Source organism: Microcoleus sp. BR0-C5 (assembly GCF_036705045.1).
GTDB lineage: Bacteria > Cyanobacteriota > Cyanobacteriia > Cyanobacteriales > Microcoleaceae > Microcoleus.
Genome location: NZ_JAUBTR010000005.1, coordinates 158,494 through 174,251, shown reverse-complemented (window position 1 = coordinate 174,251; position 15,758 = coordinate 158,494). Strand labels below are relative to the sequence as shown.

Annotated in this window: 18 protein-coding genes, 3 rRNA genes and 1 pseudogene; 14 read left to right on the top strand and 8 right to left on the bottom strand. The window is 44.5% G+C overall.

All coding sequences use genetic code 11. The annotated features are described in order from the left end of the window. The first annotated feature begins 131 nt into the window (after positions 1-131). Positions 132-767, top strand: a complete 636-nt coding sequence (locus QUB08_RS04435; protein ID WP_333153709.1) for a class I SAM-dependent methyltransferase — start codon at positions 132-134, stop codon at positions 765-767. A gap of 120 nt (positions 768-887) precedes the next feature. Beyond that, a pseudogene (locus tag QUB08_RS04430) lies at positions 888-1,061 on the top strand (type II toxin-antitoxin system VapC family toxin); the annotation flags it as partial. Between the two features lie 265 nt (positions 1,062-1,326). Here the strand turns inward: QUB08_RS04430 and rrf (QUB08_RS04425) are convergent. The 6 genes from rrf (QUB08_RS04425) to sufR form a co-directional block, all read right to left on the bottom strand. Beyond that, a 5S ribosomal RNA gene (rrf, locus tag QUB08_RS04425) occupies positions 1,327-1,443 on the bottom strand. Positions 1,444-1,651: 208 nt separating this feature from the next. Further along, positions 1,652-1,855, bottom strand: a complete 204-nt coding sequence (locus QUB08_RS04420; protein ID WP_333223629.1) for a hypothetical protein — start codon at positions 1,853-1,855, stop codon at positions 1,652-1,654. 134 nt (positions 1,856-1,989) lie between these two features. Continuing rightward, positions 1,990-2,106: ribosomal RNA gene (gene rrf / locus QUB08_RS04415) — 5S ribosomal RNA — on the bottom strand. Positions 2,107-2,485: 379 nt separating this feature from the next. Further along, positions 2,486-2,602 (bottom strand): 5S ribosomal RNA (gene rrf / locus QUB08_RS04410). 207 nt (positions 2,603-2,809) lie between these two features. Further along, on the bottom strand, positions 2,810-3,217 hold the full coding sequence (locus tag QUB08_RS04405; RefSeq protein WP_333223628.1) for a hypothetical protein: 408 nt from the start codon (positions 3,215-3,217) through the stop codon (positions 2,810-2,812). A 68-nt stretch (positions 3,218-3,285) separates the two neighbouring features. Further along, positions 3,286-3,990, bottom strand: coding sequence for an iron-sulfur cluster biosynthesis transcriptional regulator SufR (gene sufR / locus QUB08_RS04400; RefSeq protein WP_333223627.1), 705 nt, complete (start codon positions 3,988-3,990; stop codon positions 3,286-3,288). A gap of 186 nt (positions 3,991-4,176) precedes the next feature. Between sufR and sufB the strand changes: the two genes are divergently transcribed. The 9 genes from sufB (at position 4,177) to QUB08_RS04355 (ending at position 11,720) form a co-directional block, all read left to right on the top strand. Further along, positions 4,177-5,616, top strand: a complete 1,440-nt coding sequence (gene sufB / locus QUB08_RS04395; protein ID WP_333223626.1) for a Fe-S cluster assembly protein SufB — start codon at positions 4,177-4,179, stop codon at positions 5,614-5,616. A 282-nt stretch (positions 5,617-5,898) separates the two neighbouring features. After that, positions 5,899-6,690 carry a Fe-S cluster assembly ATPase SufC gene (sufC, locus tag QUB08_RS04390; protein WP_333036165.1) on the top strand — a complete coding sequence of 264 codons (792 nt, stop codon included), beginning with the start codon at positions 5,899-5,901 and terminating at the stop codon, positions 6,688-6,690. Further along, the gene (sufD, locus tag QUB08_RS04385; RefSeq protein WP_333223625.1) at positions 6,687-8,051 is read left to right on the top strand and encodes a Fe-S cluster assembly protein SufD; all 1,365 of its coding nucleotides are present in this window, start codon (positions 6,687-6,689) and stop codon (positions 8,049-8,051) included. The genes sufC and sufD overlap by 4 nt, the downstream gene beginning before the upstream one ends. Positions 8,052-8,217: 166 nt before the next feature. Beyond that, a complete protein-coding gene (locus QUB08_RS04380) occupies positions 8,218-9,480 on the top strand; it encodes a SufS family cysteine desulfurase (RefSeq protein WP_333223624.1) in 1,263 nt (420 codons plus the stop codon). Positions 9,481-9,561: 81 nt separating this feature from the next. Continuing rightward, positions 9,562-9,684 (top strand): hypothetical protein, encoded by a 123-nt coding sequence (locus QUB08_RS04375; protein ID WP_333223623.1) that lies wholly within the window; start codon positions 9,562-9,564, stop codon positions 9,682-9,684. Then, the gene (locus QUB08_RS04370; RefSeq protein ID WP_333223622.1) at positions 9,669-10,064 is read left to right on the top strand and encodes a deaminase; all 396 of its coding nucleotides are present in this window, start codon (positions 9,669-9,671) and stop codon (positions 10,062-10,064) included. Before QUB08_RS04375 ends, QUB08_RS04370 begins: the two co-directional genes overlap by 16 nt. Continuing rightward, positions 10,064-10,492, top strand: a complete 429-nt coding sequence (locus QUB08_RS04365; RefSeq protein ID WP_333223621.1) for an Imm1 family immunity protein — start codon at positions 10,064-10,066, stop codon at positions 10,490-10,492. The genes QUB08_RS04370 and QUB08_RS04365 overlap by 1 nt, the downstream gene beginning before the upstream one ends. Before the next feature lie 157 nt (positions 10,493-10,649). Then, entirely contained in the window at positions 10,650-11,282 is a 633-nt protein-coding gene (locus QUB08_RS04360; protein ID WP_333223620.1) for a Uma2 family endonuclease, read from the top strand. Positions 11,283-11,297: 15 nt separating this feature from the next. Continuing rightward, entirely contained in the window at positions 11,298-11,720 is a 423-nt protein-coding gene (locus tag QUB08_RS04355) for a hypothetical protein (RefSeq protein WP_333223619.1), read from the top strand. 7 nt (positions 11,721-11,727) lie between these two features. On the opposite strand, the gene QUB08_RS04350 is transcribed toward QUB08_RS04355, so the two are convergent. After that, on the bottom strand, positions 11,728-12,552 hold the full coding sequence (locus QUB08_RS04350) for an NAD-dependent epimerase/dehydratase family protein (RefSeq protein WP_333223618.1): 825 nt from the start codon (positions 12,550-12,552) through the stop codon (positions 11,728-11,730). A 112-nt stretch (positions 12,553-12,664) separates the two neighbouring features. Between QUB08_RS04350 and QUB08_RS04345 the strand changes: the two genes are divergently transcribed. Beyond that, on the top strand, positions 12,665-13,516 hold the full coding sequence (locus QUB08_RS04345) for a DUF1232 domain-containing protein (protein ID WP_333223617.1): 852 nt from the start codon (positions 12,665-12,667) through the stop codon (positions 13,514-13,516). 163 nt (positions 13,517-13,679) lie between these two features. Here QUB08_RS04345 and QUB08_RS04340 read toward each other — a convergent pair whose 3' ends face one another. Continuing rightward, the gene (locus tag QUB08_RS04340) at positions 13,680-13,994 is read right to left on the bottom strand and encodes a zinc ribbon domain-containing protein (RefSeq protein ID WP_333223616.1); all 315 of its coding nucleotides are present in this window, start codon (positions 13,992-13,994) and stop codon (positions 13,680-13,682) included. 361 nt (positions 13,995-14,355) lie between these two features. On the opposite strand from QUB08_RS04340, the gene QUB08_RS04335 reads away from it, so the two are divergent. Together QUB08_RS04335 and QUB08_RS04330 are read left to right on the top strand one after the other, a co-directional pair. Then, positions 14,356-14,937 (top strand): hypothetical protein, encoded by a 582-nt coding sequence (locus tag QUB08_RS04335; RefSeq protein WP_333223615.1) that lies wholly within the window; start codon positions 14,356-14,358, stop codon positions 14,935-14,937. Positions 14,938-15,241: 304 nt separating this feature from the next. Further along, positions 15,242-15,715, top strand: coding sequence for a TspO/MBR family protein (locus QUB08_RS04330; protein WP_333223614.1), 474 nt, complete (start codon positions 15,242-15,244; stop codon positions 15,713-15,715). The last annotated feature ends 43 nt before the right edge of the window (positions 15,716-15,758 follow it).

Sequence of the window (15,758 nt, the reverse complement as noted above, 5' to 3'; positions counted from 1 at the left end):
TAATTAATCCGAAACATCTCAAAAACTGGTTTACTAATTGCTGCTACTGTACCTCATAACATCCGGAAGTGCTGTATATATCTATTTCGGGAACCAAGGTAGTTTTTATGTTCATTTTGGAGAAATAAAACATGGTCAATCGGCACGAGAAGTATGAAGTTCAGAATGTCCAACAAGATTTTTCTGAACACGATCCTTTCACCCTTGAAAGATATGAGCAGTTTTTCAAATTATTCCCGAAAGAAGCCATAAAAGTCCTTGATGTAGGGTGCAACACTGGTAGAGGTGGATTACGCCTCAAAGAGCTAAACCCAAACCTTACGCTATTGGGACTTGACTGTGTACAGGAAAGATTGGATGCTCTTCCCGAATGCTATTCGCAAAAAGTATATGGTCTATCAACAGATATACCTATTGAGGATCAAGTTGTTGATGTTATTGTCGCTGGTGAGTTCCTTGAACACCTGTACCCTGCTGACGTAGACAAAACATTATGCGAGTTTCAAAGAGTTTTAAAGATTGGTGGAAGACTACTGCTTACGACTCCAAATCCTAATTACATCAAAAGTAAAATTAGTGGAGCATCGGTTTATGGTATCAGTCATCTGACCCAGCATTTTCCGAAAGTTTTACGCTTTAGGCTACAAACGCACGGGTACTCAGGAGTTAAAATTTATGGCTCAGGCAAAGTATCACGGTATTTGGGTTGGTATTTCCCACTTATGGCTGTGTATGGTAGCTATCTCGTGTTAGCAAACAAGTATTGAGTGCAAGCTAACAACTGTGGTGCAGCGGACTACTGCGATCGGCTGGTGATGTTGCCAAAAATACGACAGCCGCTGACCATGATCTTTAGGCTGCCTCATCCCTCGGTAGGGGAAGGTATTATCGATGCAATTCACATTGCAGCAGCAACCGTTCACGGCTTGGATTACCTGTTAACCTGGAACTGTAAGCATATCGCAAACGCTCAAATCCAGGGAAAACTTGCAGAAATCAGTTTTCATTTCGGATACGAATTACCGATCCTTTGTACGCCTTATGAATTACTAGGAAATTAATTTATGCTGACAGATGAAATCGTAGAATAAATTCAAAAAATTCGTGAAGAGTATGCCAAGTCTTTCAATTATGACTTGGACGCAATATTTGCAGACTTGCAGAAGAAACAAGCTGAAAGTGGCAGAAAAGTTGTGAAATTGCCGCCAAAGCGCATTTTAGCAGGGCGTTGGAGCAGACGGGGTAAAAATATTATGTGAAAATATTATGTGAAAAAACTAAAGCCCTTTTCCGTTGTTGCGGGAAAAGAGCTTTAATTTATTATTAACCTGGCACTGAGCTATTTTACCGGGCAGTGACCCGCCGAGTATCTTCGCCATAGCAACGTTTAACAACCGAGTTCGGGATGGATCGGAGTGGTTCCATTACATCATAAGCACCAGGAAAGCTTTGAAAACTTTTAATCCTGTGTCTGCGTTTAGCTTAATTCTAAGCTTGATGCGCTGCATCTCTTTCGCTCGACTTAATTAATGTATCAAGTTTTCCTTTGTCTGTCAACCCCTTTGTCAAAAGTTTTTTTCGATCGCCCGAAACAGCCCCCAATAGCCGAGTTTGACGTATTATTTGCCAGATGGACCGATCGACCTTTAACTCACAAATCCAAAAACGCCGCCTCGGTTCCCTGTTCTCTGCGAATCTTCCCGTCCTTCTCAAACCACGCCACGACCTGCTTAACTGTTAATTGTTCGATCGCCCTTTCGGCTTCTGCCGCCATTTGCCTCAACGGCCGCAAAGACGCCACCACCAAATTCGTCAAAAAGTTTTCAAAACTCGCATCAAGTTCGATCGACCACAAATCTGCTGCTGGCGAAGAATATTGAGATTTCTACAAATGGCCCAAGACTTGCTGTTGTGTAGATGCCTAATAACTCCCCAAAAAACTAAAGCCCTTTTCCGTTGTTGTGGGAAAAGAGCTTTAATTTATTATTAACCTGGCACTGAGCTATTTTACCGGGCAGTGACCCGCCGAGTATCTTCGCCATAGCAACGTTTAACAACCGAGTTCGGGATGGATCGGAGTGGTTCCATTACATCATAAGCACCAGGAAAGCTTTGAAAACTTTTTATCCTGTGTCTGCATTAAGCTTGATGCGCTGCATCTCTTTTGCTCGACTTAATTACCTTATCAAGTTTTCCCCTGTCTGTCAACCCCTTGGTCAAAAGTTTTTTTCGACGCCCGAAACAGCCCCCCATAGCCGAGCTTCTGCCGCAATTTGCCTCTCATGCCGCAAAGACGCAATTACCAAATTCGTAAAAAAGTTTTCACAACTCGCATCAAGTTCGATCGACCCAAAATCTGCTGACCCAGAATATTGAGATTTCTACAAATGGCCCAAGACTTGCTGTTGTGTAGATGCCTAATAATTCACCAAAAAATTAAAGCCCTTTTCCGTTGTTGCGGGAAAAGAGCTTTAATTTATTATTAACCTGGCACTGAGCTATTTTACCGGGCAGTGACCCGCCGAGTATCTTCGCCATAGCAACGTTTAACAACCGAGTTCGGGATGGATCGGAGTGGTTCCATTACATCATAAGCACCAGGAAAGCTTTGAAAACTTTTTATCCTGTGTCTGCATTAAGCTTGAGCTAAGTTTGATGCGCTGCATTTCTTTCGCTCGACTTAATTACCTTATCAAGTTTTCCTTTGTCTGTCAACCCCTTTGTCAAAAGTTTTTTTCGATCGCCCGAAACCGCCCCCAATAACCGAGTTTGACGTATTATTTGCCAGTGGGGCCGATCGACCTTTAACTCACAAATCCAAAAACGCCGCCTCGACACCCTGCTCTCTGCGAATCTTCCCGTCCTTCACAAACCACGCCACGACCTGCTTAACTGTTAATTGTTCGATCGGGATCTCGGCTTCTGTCGCAATTTGCCTCAAAGGCCGCAAGGACGCCACCACCAAATTTGTAAAAAAGTTTTCAAAACTAGCATCAAGTTCGATCGACCCTTTAATACTCTCATCATTTTTTATCCAATCCATCACCTGCCCATTAGTCACCTCAGCCACCGACTTCCCAGTCTCCCCAGCAATTTGCTTGAGCACCCTCAAAGCATAAATTGCCACCCGCGCCGAAAACTTTTCCTTCGACGACAGCAGCGCCATATCAACTTCGGCACACTCTTCCGGCTTTAAAAAATCTGCTAGCGGTTCCATATATTAAAAATTGGTAATTGGTAATTAGTAATTGAAATTTAGGATTGGTAATTGGGAATTTGAAATTCTCATCCTTCTTCCTTCTTCCTTCTTCCTTCTTCCTTCCTTCTTGCAATCAAATAACCGCAGCGGTGTTCCCCATCAATAATCCAGTGAGTCCGCTCCACAATACAATCCGGCAAAACCGCCGCAAACATTTCCAACTCATTACCGCAGACACTCGGAAAAGTTTCAGCAACATGAGAAATCGCGCAGTTGTGTTCCATCAACACAAATCGATCGCCCAAACCAGCGCGATCGCAAATCCCAATCTCTACAGATTCTACAGGATAACACTCAGCCATATAACCTTCAGCCCTGCGGAGTTCCATTAACTTAGTCACCCTCTCTTGCAGCGAACCCGCACCCATCAGCCTGCGATACTCCGTCGCCTTGCGCTGCCACTGTTTTCGCAAGATAGTAATCACTTGCTCGCGGCCGACGGTTTCCGCCAACGTATCCAGGAAAGAGACAGCAAAATCGCCGTAACGATTCGGGAATTGATCGCGCCCCTGACTGGTAAGCTCATAAATGTGCTGCGGCCGCCCCATCCCAGCCTGAACCGACTGATACTGAATCAGCCCCTCCGCTTCCAAATCCTTCAAGTGACGGCGAATCGCCTGCGGACTGATATCCAAAGACTCCGCCAACTCAAGAGCCGTCCCCTGCCCCCCCTTGAGCAAATATTGCAGGATGTCTTGTTTCGTGGAAGTCTGCTGAGTAGTCTCCATCATCTTCACAAAAAATTATTAATTTGACTTTGACAATATCACTGTTGTTAATGTAGCTTAAAATATACTAAAGCAACAAACCCGTTGTTTAACTTCCCCTTGCAGCCCCCAGAACTCGCCGGGCCCCCGACAGTTCCACGTCTGCCATCTTTGAGAGACATATCCAGAACACTCGAAAGCGCAAAATTAATGAGCTCTACAGTCACAACCCTAGTCAACCAGCCCTATAAATACGGTTTCGTCACCGACATCGAATCTGACACCATCCCCCGCGGCTTAAGCGAAGATGTAGTCCGCCTGATTTCCTCCAAGAAAAACGAACCGGAATTCATGCTGCAATTCCGCCTCAAAGCATACCGCAAGTGGCTGACAATGACCGAGCCCACCTGGCCGCACGTCAACTATCCCGCGATCGACTACCAACAAATTATCTACTATTCCGCGCCCAAACAAAAGCCCAAAAAGCTCAACAGTTTGGACGAAGTAGACCCGACACTGCTCGAAACCTTCGAGAAACTCGGCATTCCCCTCTCCGAACAAAAACGGCTCGGAAATGTTGCCGTCGATGCCGTTTTCGACAGCGTTTCAATTGCCACAACATTTAGAGAAAAGTTAGCCAAAGATGGTGTTATTTTCTGTTCCATCTCAGAAGCCGTCAAAGATTATCCCGAACTAATAGAAAAATATCTCGGCAGCGTCGTACCAGTCGGCGACAACTTTTTCGCAGCCCTCAACTCCGCCGTATTCAGCGACGGTTCCTTTGTTTACATTCCCAAAGGCGTAAAATGCCCGATGGAACTGTCAACCTATTTCCGTATCAATAACGGAGATTCCGGCCAGTTCGAGCGCACACTAATTGTTGCAGAAGAAAACAGTTCTGTTTCTTACCTAGAAGGCTGCACCGCGCCGATGTTTGACACCAATCAACTGCACGCCGCCGTAGTGGAATTGGTAACAATGGACAATGCCGACATCAAATACTCCACAGTGCAAAACTGGTACGCTGGCGACGCCAACGGCAAAGGTGGCATTTACAACTTCGTGACGAAACGGGGTTTGTGTCAAGGAGTCAATTCTAAGATTTCTTGGACACAAGTAGAAACCGGTTCCGCGATTACTTGGAAATATCCCAGTTGCGTGTTAGTCGGCGACAACTCGGTAGGCGAATTCTACTCGGTAGCGCTGACAAATAACAAGCAGCAAGCTGATACCGGCACCAAAATGATTCACGTTGGTAAAAATACTCGTAGCACGATTATTTCTAAGGGAATTTCTGCCGGAAATTCATCCAACAGCTATCGCGGCTTGGTGAAAATGGGGCCGAATGCTAAAGGCTCTCGCAATTACTCTCAGTGCGATTCCATGCTGATTGGCGACAACGCTCAAGCGAATACTTTCCCTTATATTCAAGTGCAGAACCACACTGCTAAAGTGGAACACGAAGCTTCTACTTCTAAGATTGGCGAAGAGCAATTGTTCTTCTTCGCACAGCGGGGAATTTCCGCAGAAAATGCTATTTCGATGATGATTAGCGGTTTCTGTAAAGATGTTTTCAATCAGTTACCGATGGAATTTGCGGCGGAAGCTGATAAGCTGTTGAGTCTGAAGCTGGAAGGAAGTGTCGGGTAATTTTCGCTGGCAATAAACCCTTCCAGGCCGAGTCCATCGGTGACAACTTAAGGTCCCAGTCCGCCAGGAAATGAATTCCTTGGCTAATAGCTAAACTCCTCTAAACAGGACTAATGAGTTTAAAAATTTTCTTCTCAGTCCTCTTCAGAGGACTTTAGCTTTGAGACAGGGAATTCATTCCCTGGCGGACTATCGGTTTAACGTTAAATTGTCACCAATGGGTAGAGCCTAGGAACGAGAAGAAAAAACTGTAAAGTGCATTGAGGAAAAGGACAAAAATAGATGATTGTTGAAAATAGTCAAGTGGTGCTATCCGTCCGCGATTTAACTGCGAATGTGGAAGATACCCAAATCCTGAAGGGTTTGAATCTGGAAATTAAATCGGGTGAAATTCACGCGATTATGGGCCCGAACGGTTCGGGAAAAAGCACTTTATCCAAAATATTAGCGGGCCATCCTGCTTATACAGTAACGGGCGGAGAAGTTACTTTTCTGGGTCAAAATTTGCTGGAATTAGCGCCTGAAGAACGCTCTTTAGCTGGCGTGTTCCTAGCTTTCCAATATCCTTTAGAAATTCCCGGCGTTAGTAATCTGGATTTCTTGCGCGTGGCTTACAATTCTCACCGCAAACATCGCGGCTTGGAAGAATTGGATGCTTTTGATTTCCAAGATTTAATCGAGGACAAGCTGGATATTGTCAAGATGAATGATTCTTTTTTAGGCCGCAGCGTAAATGAGGGTTTTTCCGGCGGCGAGAAAAAGCGGAATGAAATTTTGCAAATGGCGCTGTTGGAACCGAAATTAGCTATTTTGGATGAGACTGATTCGGGTTTGGATATCGATGCTCTCAAGATTGTCGCCGGCGGTGTGAATCAGTTGTCAACTGCTGAAAATTCGATGTTGGTGATTACTCACTATCAGCGGTTGCTGAATTACATTATTCCTGATTTTATTCACGTCATGGAAGCTGGCAGAATTATCTTGACTGGCCCGAAAGAGTTGGCGCTGGAATTGGAAGAGCGCGGTTATGACTGGGTTGTGGAAGAGGAAGCAGCAGGAGTAGGCGCGCGATGATGAATACGCAAGTTGTTAGTAGGGAAATGTTTTTGACTGATTTGGTGAATCAGTGCGGCAAGTTGGGCGCAGCTAATAACGAAAGTTCTGCTTACGGGTTGCAGGATTTGCGGGAGGCGGCGACGGAATACGTGCTTTCTTCGAGTTTTCCGACGGTGAAGGATGAAGAATGGCGCTTTACTGATTTGTCGCCGGTGTTGCAAATTCCTTTTCATATACCCCAGAGCAATCAGTCAAAAGTTAAGCTGGCTGATATCATTATGCCTGTGAAAAATCGGGATGATTTACCATTAAGATTGGTATTTGTCAACGGTTTTTATGCGCCGGATTTGTCAACGGTGGAGTCGTCGGTTTTTCCGAATTTGCCGTTAGCGGAGCCCTCGAAGAGGATCGACTTTTACGCAGGTAATTTATCTAATGTACCCGAAAAATATCAAGGGCGCATCAGCGATGTTTTGAGCAAGCACAAACAGCAAACAGAGGTATTTACCGCGCTGAATATGGCGGGTTTAGCCGATTCTGCGGTGGTTTTCGTGCCGGCCAATATATCGATCGACCTTCCGATTCACTTGCTGTTCCTGACAGCGCCCGGTGCATCTCCCACGATGTCCCAGCCGCACTGCTTAGTTATAGCTGAGCCTGGAAGCAAAGTGACACTGATTGAGGATTACGCAACTATAGGTAATGTCGCTGCATTTACGAATGCTGTAACGGATGTTGTTGTCGGCGAAAACGCCACTGTGAATCACGTTCGGCTGCAGCGGGAAGGTGGAGAGGTTGTTCATATCGGCAAAAGTGCGATCGAGCAATCTCGTAATAGCAGTTACACTTGCCATGCTATCAGCTTGGGCGGCAAAATATCGCGGCACAATTTAGAAGTATTTCAGCGCGGCGAAGCCACTGAAACAACTTTAAACGGCTTAACGGTAGCCTTTGGCGAACAGTTAGCCGACACTCACAGTTTAATAGATTTCAATCACCCCCACGGGACAAGCCGCCAATTGCATAAGTGCATTATCGGTAACAAAGCTCGCGCTGTATTTAACGGCAAAGTTTTCGTTCGCAAAGCAGCACAATTGACAGATGCTGGACAGTTGAGCCGGAATTTGTTGCTGTCGCCGAGAGCCCGCGTAGATACCAAACCGCAGTTGGAAATTGTCGCCGACAACGTTAAATGTTCCCACGGTGCAACAGTCAGTCAATTAGAAGATGATGAACTTTTCTACTTGCAAAGTCGCGGTTTGGATTTAGAAAGAAGTCGCTATTTGCTAATCGATGCTTTTGCAGCCGAAATTCTCAATCAGTTGCCAATTATTGGGGTGGCGAAAATGCTTTCTACCTGTGTTGCTATCCAAGGATAACTGATAAAGATGAGGACACAGAGGACACAGCAGTCCTGTGTCCCTACCACATCTTGCACCATTTTTAACAGCCTGTAGGGGCGGGTTTCACGAAGAATAATTGCCTAAAACCAACAATCTCGTAAACCCGCCCCCACCCAACGACAAATCACTAACTTCAAAAAATATGACACTTATTCAAGAAAAAACACTTGCATCAAAAGTTCGCGGCGACTTTCCAATTTTGAATGAAAAAGTCAACGGTAAACCGCTAGTTTATTTAGACAATGCAGCTACTTCTCAAAAGCCCCTAGCTGTGCTCAACGCTTGGCGCGACTACTACGAGAAATACAATGCAAACGTGCACCGCGGCGCTCACACTCTCAGCGCCAAAGCCACTGATGCTTACGAAGGTGCGAGAGACAAAGTTGCGGCGTTTGTAAATGCGGCGTCGCGGCAAGAAATTGTGTACACTCGCAACGCCACCGAAGCGATTAACTTGGTTGCTTATTCTTGGGGCTTGAGCAATCTCCAAGCCGGAGATGAAATTATCCTGTCGGTGATGGAACACCACAGCAATCTCGTTCCCTGGCAAATGATGGCTCAAAGAACCGGTGCGGTGCTGAAGTTTGTCGAGTTAACGGAAACTAACGAGTTTGATTTGGAACAGTTTAAAACGCTGATTTCCCATAAAACTAAATTGGTGTCAACCGTTCATGTTTCTAATACTTTAGGGTGCATTAGTCCTGTCAAAGAAATCTGCGAAATAGCCCACAGTTTCGGCGCGAAAGTTTTAATAGATGCTTGCCAAAGCGTGCCGCACATGATAGTAGACGTGCAAGCAATAGATTGCGATTGGCTGGTTGCTTCCGGTCACAAAATGTGCGCTCCGACTGGCATCGGTTTTCTGTACGGTAAGCTGGACTTGCTGAGAGAAATGCCTCCGTTTTTCGGCGGCGGCGAGATGATTGCTGACGTGTTTCTCGATTATTCCACCTATGCCGATTTGCCGCACAAATTTGAGGCCGGCACGCCTGCAATCGGCGAGGCGATCGCCCTTGGTGCAGCAATCGATTATCTTAGTAAGATTGGCATGGATAAGATTCACGCTTGCGAAGCAGAATTGACTGCTTATATGTTCCAACAATTGCGGCAAATTCCCGAGATAAAAATTTACGGGCCACAACCAGACAGCAACGGCGAAGGTAGGGCAGCTTTGGCGGCATTTACTGCGGGAGAAATTCACCCTCAAGACTTGTCTACCATGTTAGATCAGGAGGGAGTCGCGATTCGTTCCGGGCATCACTGCACGCAAGCTTTGCACCGCTATTTGAACATTTCATCTACTGCCAGAGCGAGTTTGTATTTTTACAATACTCGCGAGGAGATTGATGTGTTTGTGAAAGCGTTGAAAGAGACGATCGACTTTTTTGCTGGGATTATGGGATAATTTGATTGGTGATGGTGCGTGGGGAAAAATTTAGAAGCGATCGCGCTTTTTTTGACCGCAGATCCAGGCGGATAGACGCTGATGAACGCGGATGAAGAAGAGAGCGATCGCACCCCAAATCCCAAAACCAGAACGCAATCTGGTAAAATTGGGGCTGTCAACCCAAAGGAAAGGCAAAAATACAAAGTTTGTTTGATGAACTAGGTGCATATAGACAAAGCCTAGGTTTACCACCGGCTGGCAGCGAAATCGATAAATCAACCATAGCTAAACTAGAAATAGCGGGTCAAAGTTTTTTTGGCATCAACTCTGGCAGCAACCCCAATCGTCGGCAAATAACCTTTAATGTCAATCCTATCACCAAAACCCACGCTGAAGCCGATGCTTTTCAACAAGCAGCCGATGCGGGAATTAGAGGAGGTAAAGCACGTTTGATTTGCGATCGCGAACTTTGTGCAGCCTGCGGCTTAAGAGGTGGAGTAAACTCTATGGCTTGGCAGTTAAATATAGAAGAATTAGAAATTATTACTCCCAGTGGAAGTAAAACAATAACCGTTAAATCCCCAAACAGAAGGAGGCAATAATGTTTGTGTTAAACCTATCAGCAGAAAATTGGGTTGGCAACCAGGATGAAGGTGATTTAATAGAAAGTCCTACTTGGAGTCAAATAGAACAAGCCATTCGCGAGTTAGATGGAAAAAGTAAAACTTTAGTTACCTTGGGTGCAGATGACGAGTGTTATATGAGCATTGGTGGCGGCGAATCCGGCCAATATATTGTTAACATAACTTTTGATAACGTTAGCTTCCATAATTTAGTAGATCCCTCAAAAGCAGATACAATAGAAAAGCTAGTTGTCGGCGGACAAGAAGGTAATTATTCTGCCAGGATGAGTGTAAATTTAGAGACGGCACTGTTGGCAGCTCAAACATTTATAGTATCAGGAGAACTTCAAAGATCACTGTCTTGGGAAGAAGAGAAAGAATTAGCGGTGTCATCAAATAATATTTAACACAACCTAAGTGAAGTGCGATCGCCCTTTCATCCATATGCGTTCATCAGCGTCTATCCGCCTGCATCTGCGGTTCAAAAAAAGACCCCTTTTTTGATAGTATCTGAGCCTGTGGTAAAATAAAACTAGAGTTTTCTCAGCTCAAGGAGATTTTGAGATGATTGCTACTACTTCAAGTTTAGCCGAACAGAGAACACTGCTAGAAAACATTAGCTGGTCAACCTTTGAAACGTTACTCAAAGAAATAGGCGATAAGCGAGGTTATCGCATAGCTTACGATCAAGGGAGACTGGAAATTATGGCGCCACTATTTGAACATGAGAACTACAAGAGCAATTTCGGTAATTTCATCCTTGCTTTAGCAGAAGAACTCGACATTGAAATTAAAAGTGCTGGCTCAACTACTCTCAAACTCAAAAATGCCAAAAAAGGCATAGAACCAGATAACTGTTATTATATCCAAAATGAAGCAGCAGTTAGAGGCAGGCAAGAACTAGATTTAGAAACTGCCCCACCGCCAGACTTAGCAATTGAAATAGATATTACCAGCAGTTCAGTTGATAAGTTGGCCATTTACTCCGCACTTCGCGTCCCGGAACTATGGCTGTATAACGGGCGAGTTTTGAAATTTTATCAGTTGGTAGAAACTGAATATATTGAGCGCGACTTTAGTATTGCTTTTCCCTTTGTATCGGTAGCAGAAATGGCTGGGTTTTTCAGTCGCACTCAAACGATGGGGGAAATGGCTTTGCTAAAATCCTTTAGAAATTGGGTTAAGGAGAAAATATAGAAAAGGTCTCACATCATGAAAAAATTACTAACTACTACAATTGTTTTTCTGTCTACAGCAAATCCTTCTTTTGCTATGACTCCCTCAGATCTAGCAATATTTGCAACTAACTATAAATACAATGAGAATGCTCCGGTAGCTTATTCTTATTATGACAAAGCTTGTCAAACGAATGTCTCTGTTTCTTTGGTAAAAATCATGGATTTAGGCAATGGAAGAATCGGAGGAATTACCAATCAATTCCTGTGCTGGGGAGCCACCTACACTTATTTGGAAATGACTCGCGGTAACTTGCAATCTATTCGAGCCTTTGTGGCAATAGGTGCAGGCAGATCCACTCGCTATACAAACTGGGGTCCAGTTGCCAATCCAGGGGATGATTTAACTCCCAATCAGTTGACATCTGTGGCAAAAACGATGACAGCAAATACAAAATGATTTGTATTTAAAACTCCCTAATTTCAGGATGAACAAACTGATAACCCGCCGCCTTAATCTTTTGATTCGACACCCTCGCATTATAAGGTCGCACGCTAGGACTTCCATCCCAAGAAACTTTAGGCAAATTATTAGCTTCAAAAATGCGATCGAGCAATTCACCACTAGATAGCGATACATCGCCAACTAAATTATAAATTCCCTGCAATCGATTTTCCAAAGCAAATGTCAACCCCCCAACAACATCATCCAGATGCACCCAATTAGTAGCATCTTCCCCCCTACCAGGACGAGTGTTCCCAGCCCAACGTCCAAAGATTTTAACTAATTCTCGCCCCTGCCCGTAAATGCCACCCAAACGGAGAATGCACGCGTGCATATTTGGACTCGATGCTGCTAATAAAACTCGTTCGGTTTCGGCGAGAATTTCACCGTTGGGATTGGCTGGTGCGACGGGCGATTCTTCATTTACGAGTTTACCTTGACAGTCGCCGTACACTGAATAACTACTCGTATAAATCACCTGCTTGACTGTCGGTATCTCCTGTAAAACCGATACCAAAGTTGTCGCAGTCTCTAAGTAACTTTCCTGATAAGCATCAGCATTTCGAGCACCGACGCACAGCATAACAGCATCTTGTTCTTGCAGTACAGAGGCGATCGCATCTTTGTCATTTCCTTTGATCACGGCTACCCGCTGCGCGACACCCTCCAATTCACTAACTCGGCTTGCCGTCGTAGTTGTCGCCGTCACGGTACAATCAGATTTGCTGCGTAAATTTTTAGCTGTCGCAGTACCCACATAGCCGCAGCCGACGATCGCAACTTTCATAAAAAATTCTCCATTGTGTCATCCTCTCTCAAATTATTGCCGGTTTCTGAAATCATGGCGCGCTGAGTTTTGTGGTAAAATGCAAAGCGTCGTTATCAATCGGAGTAGCATCATGTCCGAGAGAGATATTTTTGCCACATCCTCAGAAAGCGAACTTTTAGCTTTTTATGGTTCTTTGTTTGCGATCGCAGCCGCCGATGGTTCCGTTGATATCGACGAACTAGATTTGTTGTTTAAAACCATAAATTTAGACAAATTTTCTGACTCTGCAAAGACTCAAATCCAATCCTACACAGCCAGTCCCCCATCCCTGGGCGACTGTTTGCAAACACTCAGTCAGTCAGAAGAACCCCTGCGTTTGGGAGTCATGTATTTTTTAATTAACATTGCTGGGGCAAATAAGACGCTGCATCCCGCAGAAAGCGAGGCTATCCAATCCGCAAAAAAACTGCTGGCGGTTTCCGACTTGCAAATCCAAGCCATGCAGGAATTCATCGCAGACCTGAAACAAATACGGGAGGCCGCCCCTAATAAAAATCAGGCATCAGCCTCCTTCAATTCTGCTGTTTCTAAGCTTAAAACTAAGGGTATTCCTCTCGATTTGATCGACAGAAAAGGAACCACAACAAATCTCAGCAACCCCAAAATTAACTATTCAGATGAAAGTTTTTGGACTAAACTTAAAAACTTTGCTTTAACCGCAGGAAGAGAAGTAGTTGAAAAAGCTTTGATTCTATACTATACGGCTCAGAACCCAAAGGTGCCTGCTTGGGCCAAAGGAGTTGTAGTTGGAGCTTTGACCTATTTTATATCTCCTGTCGATGCCATTCCCGATGTATTAGTTGGCATCGGATTTACGGACGATTTGGGAGTATTGCTGGCGGCAATAGCTACTGTTTCAGTATACATTAATGCTGATACTAAAGAACAAGCTAAACAAAAGATGAAAGATTGGTTTGGCTGATAATATTATGTCCGGTGGGTCGTTTTGTTTCCGTCTGCATCGGAATAATATAATCTGAATAATATAGCAGTTGTCAATCCGATGAAATACAAGACACGGCAGTGCCCTGTCCCTACCCAATATCTGTAATTCACTCAACTGAAAAGTTGATTATTGTGGGTTATCAGTCTTTAATCGGCTTACCATCTCGATTGACAATACGGCTTTCACCATCATTAGCCGTGACATTTTCATAAACCCCTTCATCCCGCTTCACGTACTTGCTGAACCCCTGATTTTTATAATCGGTGTCGGATGTCGGCTTCATCAACCTCGGAGCGCTCAGGAGTCGGCGTACCGGAGCATCTGCGGGAGTCTCCCCGGGTTCGCACTTAGCCAACTCGCACAGTTGGCCCCAAGTCAAAACTTCCAGGTTCATGCTGTGCCAAACTTCTAACTGCTGGTTGTTTTCGGGACACAAATAATCGTATACAGGCATACTAAGAATCTCGTTTGCAACTACTAAAATTACTAATTGCACGGTTATTGAGAATATTATAGCTCAACATTACTAATAATTCAACCCTAAAAATCAAACTTTACTATTTTTAACGGTTGTTGAAACCTTAAATCCGCTATATTATTAACCCTGTGTGCTTGCTCCCGGATGCGATCGAGACAAAGCCCAAAAGTACCCTACCCTGAAATCCTCTGACTCGATCGCACGATCGACGGCTAGCAAATGCCCGCAAGACTTCCCTCAATACCGTCAAAGGATGGATGATCATTTTCAGACTGTACGCAAATCACAGATTCTAAGTTTCAATTTTATTTATTTACTCACCAGCGAGGATTTACCGATGAGCGATTTCAAAGTTACGCCAGAAGTAGAGCTGAACACAGCTCAAATGTTGGAGCGATATCAACTGCAAGATGAGACAACTCTGCGGCGTTGGGCAAAACTGCACGGCATCAACAGCACTCGCGGTTTCTTCTATCCGAGTGAAGTAGATTTGATGGATCACGCTCACCACCATCTCTACAATTTGGGAATGAGCATTGCCGATTACCAAAGCCTTTTAGACCGGCGCCGCACCCATTCCCAAACACCGGGCGACCAAAATAAAACAGTAGCAAGTCAAGTTGCTGACGAAGCATACGATGCCATAGAAACCCTAACCGATCAGTATGCTGAAGCTATTGATTTAATGGGAGAACGTATAGCAGACCATTTCATCGATGAACTCGATTTATCTGTGATGAGGCACCTTTCTAAAAAAGTGCAAGACCGGCGCACTCTCAACGGTCAAACCAAAAAGCCTAACCGTTTTCTCCAAGTGATTAAAGCCGTGTTGCAACCAAGCAGCGAAAATACGCTTCTGGTTCCCAAAAAAGAGGATGACTCTAGTTTAGAATTAGAACAGCACCACCGCCTCGGCTAGTCGCCGATTTTTTTGAAAGACTAAGAGACTTTTTCTTCAATTTACTGGTCAATTTTACTGAAAAGCAGACCCGAACCCTCCCCTTTTCAAGGGGAGGGAGCAAGAGTCACATTTTTTATATTATGAAACGGAATAGAAGAAAATAAATTGAGGTTTTCCAGAAGTCGAAATTACTTTTCAACTAATGTTTGGTTTCGCGAAGCGGCCCAACCTAATAATATAACTAGGGACTGATTGCGCGATCGCCAAAATCCGAGATAATATCTGCTGAATCGAACCCGTCAACCTCGCCCAAGGTAAAAAAATGATTAAATCCTGGATGGTAATTGGAGGCGTCGCCTTTGTAGTAGCTTTAGCTGCTAACATAATCGCGCCCAGCGACATCCAATGGTTCAACCGCTTGCAGCGTCCGAGATGGCTAGTATTTGAAAGAGCAATTCCCCTAATTTGGACAGTAATTTTTATTGGTGCAGCTTGGTCAGCAGTGATTGTGTGGGAAAAAGAACCAGGAACTCAGGAGACTTGGCTGAGAATGGGTTTGTACCTGCTTTTAGAAATAGTAACTATGTCTTACACCTCGGTTATGTGCAAAGTTAGGAGCCTAAAAGTCGGCACAATAATCGGCGGAACGGGCGCTATTTTAAGCGTAATGCTAGCTTTAAGCGTCTTGCAAGTTTCCGAGCCTGCCACCCTGTTATTGCTGCCTTACATACTTTGGAGTCCGATCGGCACTTACACCACTTGGGCAATGATGCACCTAAATCCGGCGGATGTTTAATTGATCTAAAATTACAGGTAATTGGTAATTGATCATTGGGAAA

What these genes read in the sequence shown, in the direction of transcription:
- QUB08_RS04405 (WP_333223628.1), bottom strand. Translation starts at nt 3,217, where the DNA reads ATGGAACCGCTAGCAGATTTTTTAAAGCCGGAAGAGTGTGCCGAAGTT.
- QUB08_RS04350 (WP_333223618.1), bottom strand. Translation starts at nt 12,552, where the DNA reads ATGAAAGTTGCGATCGTCGGCTGCGGCTATGTGGGTACTGCGACAGCT.
- QUB08_RS04435 (WP_333153709.1), top strand. Translation starts at nt 132, where the DNA reads ATGGTCAATCGGCACGAGAAGTATGAAGTTCAGAATGTCCAACAAGAT.
- QUB08_RS04335 (WP_333223615.1), top strand. Translation starts at nt 14,356, where the DNA reads ATGAGCGATTTCAAAGTTACGCCAGAAGTAGAGCTGAACACAGCTCAA.
- QUB08_RS04380 (WP_333223624.1), top strand. Translation starts at nt 8,218, where the DNA reads ATGACACTTATTCAAGAAAAAACACTTGCATCAAAAGTTCGCGGCGAC.
- QUB08_RS04365 (WP_333223621.1), top strand. Translation starts at nt 10,064, where the DNA reads ATGTTTGTGTTAAACCTATCAGCAGAAAATTGGGTTGGCAACCAGGAT.
- QUB08_RS04345 (WP_333223617.1), top strand. Translation starts at nt 12,665, where the DNA reads ATGTCCGAGAGAGATATTTTTGCCACATCCTCAGAAAGCGAACTTTTA.
- sufC (WP_333036165.1), top strand. Translation starts at nt 5,899, where the DNA reads ATGATTGTTGAAAATAGTCAAGTGGTGCTATCCGTCCGCGATTTAACT.
- sufD (WP_333223625.1), top strand. Translation starts at nt 6,687, where the DNA reads ATGATGAATACGCAAGTTGTTAGTAGGGAAATGTTTTTGACTGATTTG.
- sufR (WP_333223627.1), bottom strand. Translation starts at nt 3,990, where the DNA reads ATGATGGAGACTACTCAGCAGACTTCCACGAAACAAGACATCCTGCAA.
- QUB08_RS04330 (WP_333223614.1), top strand. Translation starts at nt 15,242, where the DNA reads ATGATTAAATCCTGGATGGTAATTGGAGGCGTCGCCTTTGTAGTAGCT.
- QUB08_RS04360 (WP_333223620.1), top strand. Translation starts at nt 10,650, where the DNA reads ATGATTGCTACTACTTCAAGTTTAGCCGAACAGAGAACACTGCTAGAA.
- QUB08_RS04375 (WP_333223623.1), top strand. Translation starts at nt 9,562, where the DNA reads ATGAACGCGGATGAAGAAGAGAGCGATCGCACCCCAAATCCCAAAACC.
- QUB08_RS04340 (WP_333223616.1), bottom strand. Translation starts at nt 13,994, where the DNA reads ATGCCTGTATACGATTATTTGTGTCCCGAAAACAACCAGCAGTTAGAA.
- sufB (WP_333223626.1), top strand. Translation starts at nt 4,177, where the DNA reads ATGAGCTCTACAGTCACAACCCTAGTCAACCAGCCCTATAAATACGGT.
- QUB08_RS04355 (WP_333223619.1), top strand. Translation starts at nt 11,298, where the DNA reads ATGAAAAAATTACTAACTACTACAATTGTTTTTCTGTCTACAGCAAAT.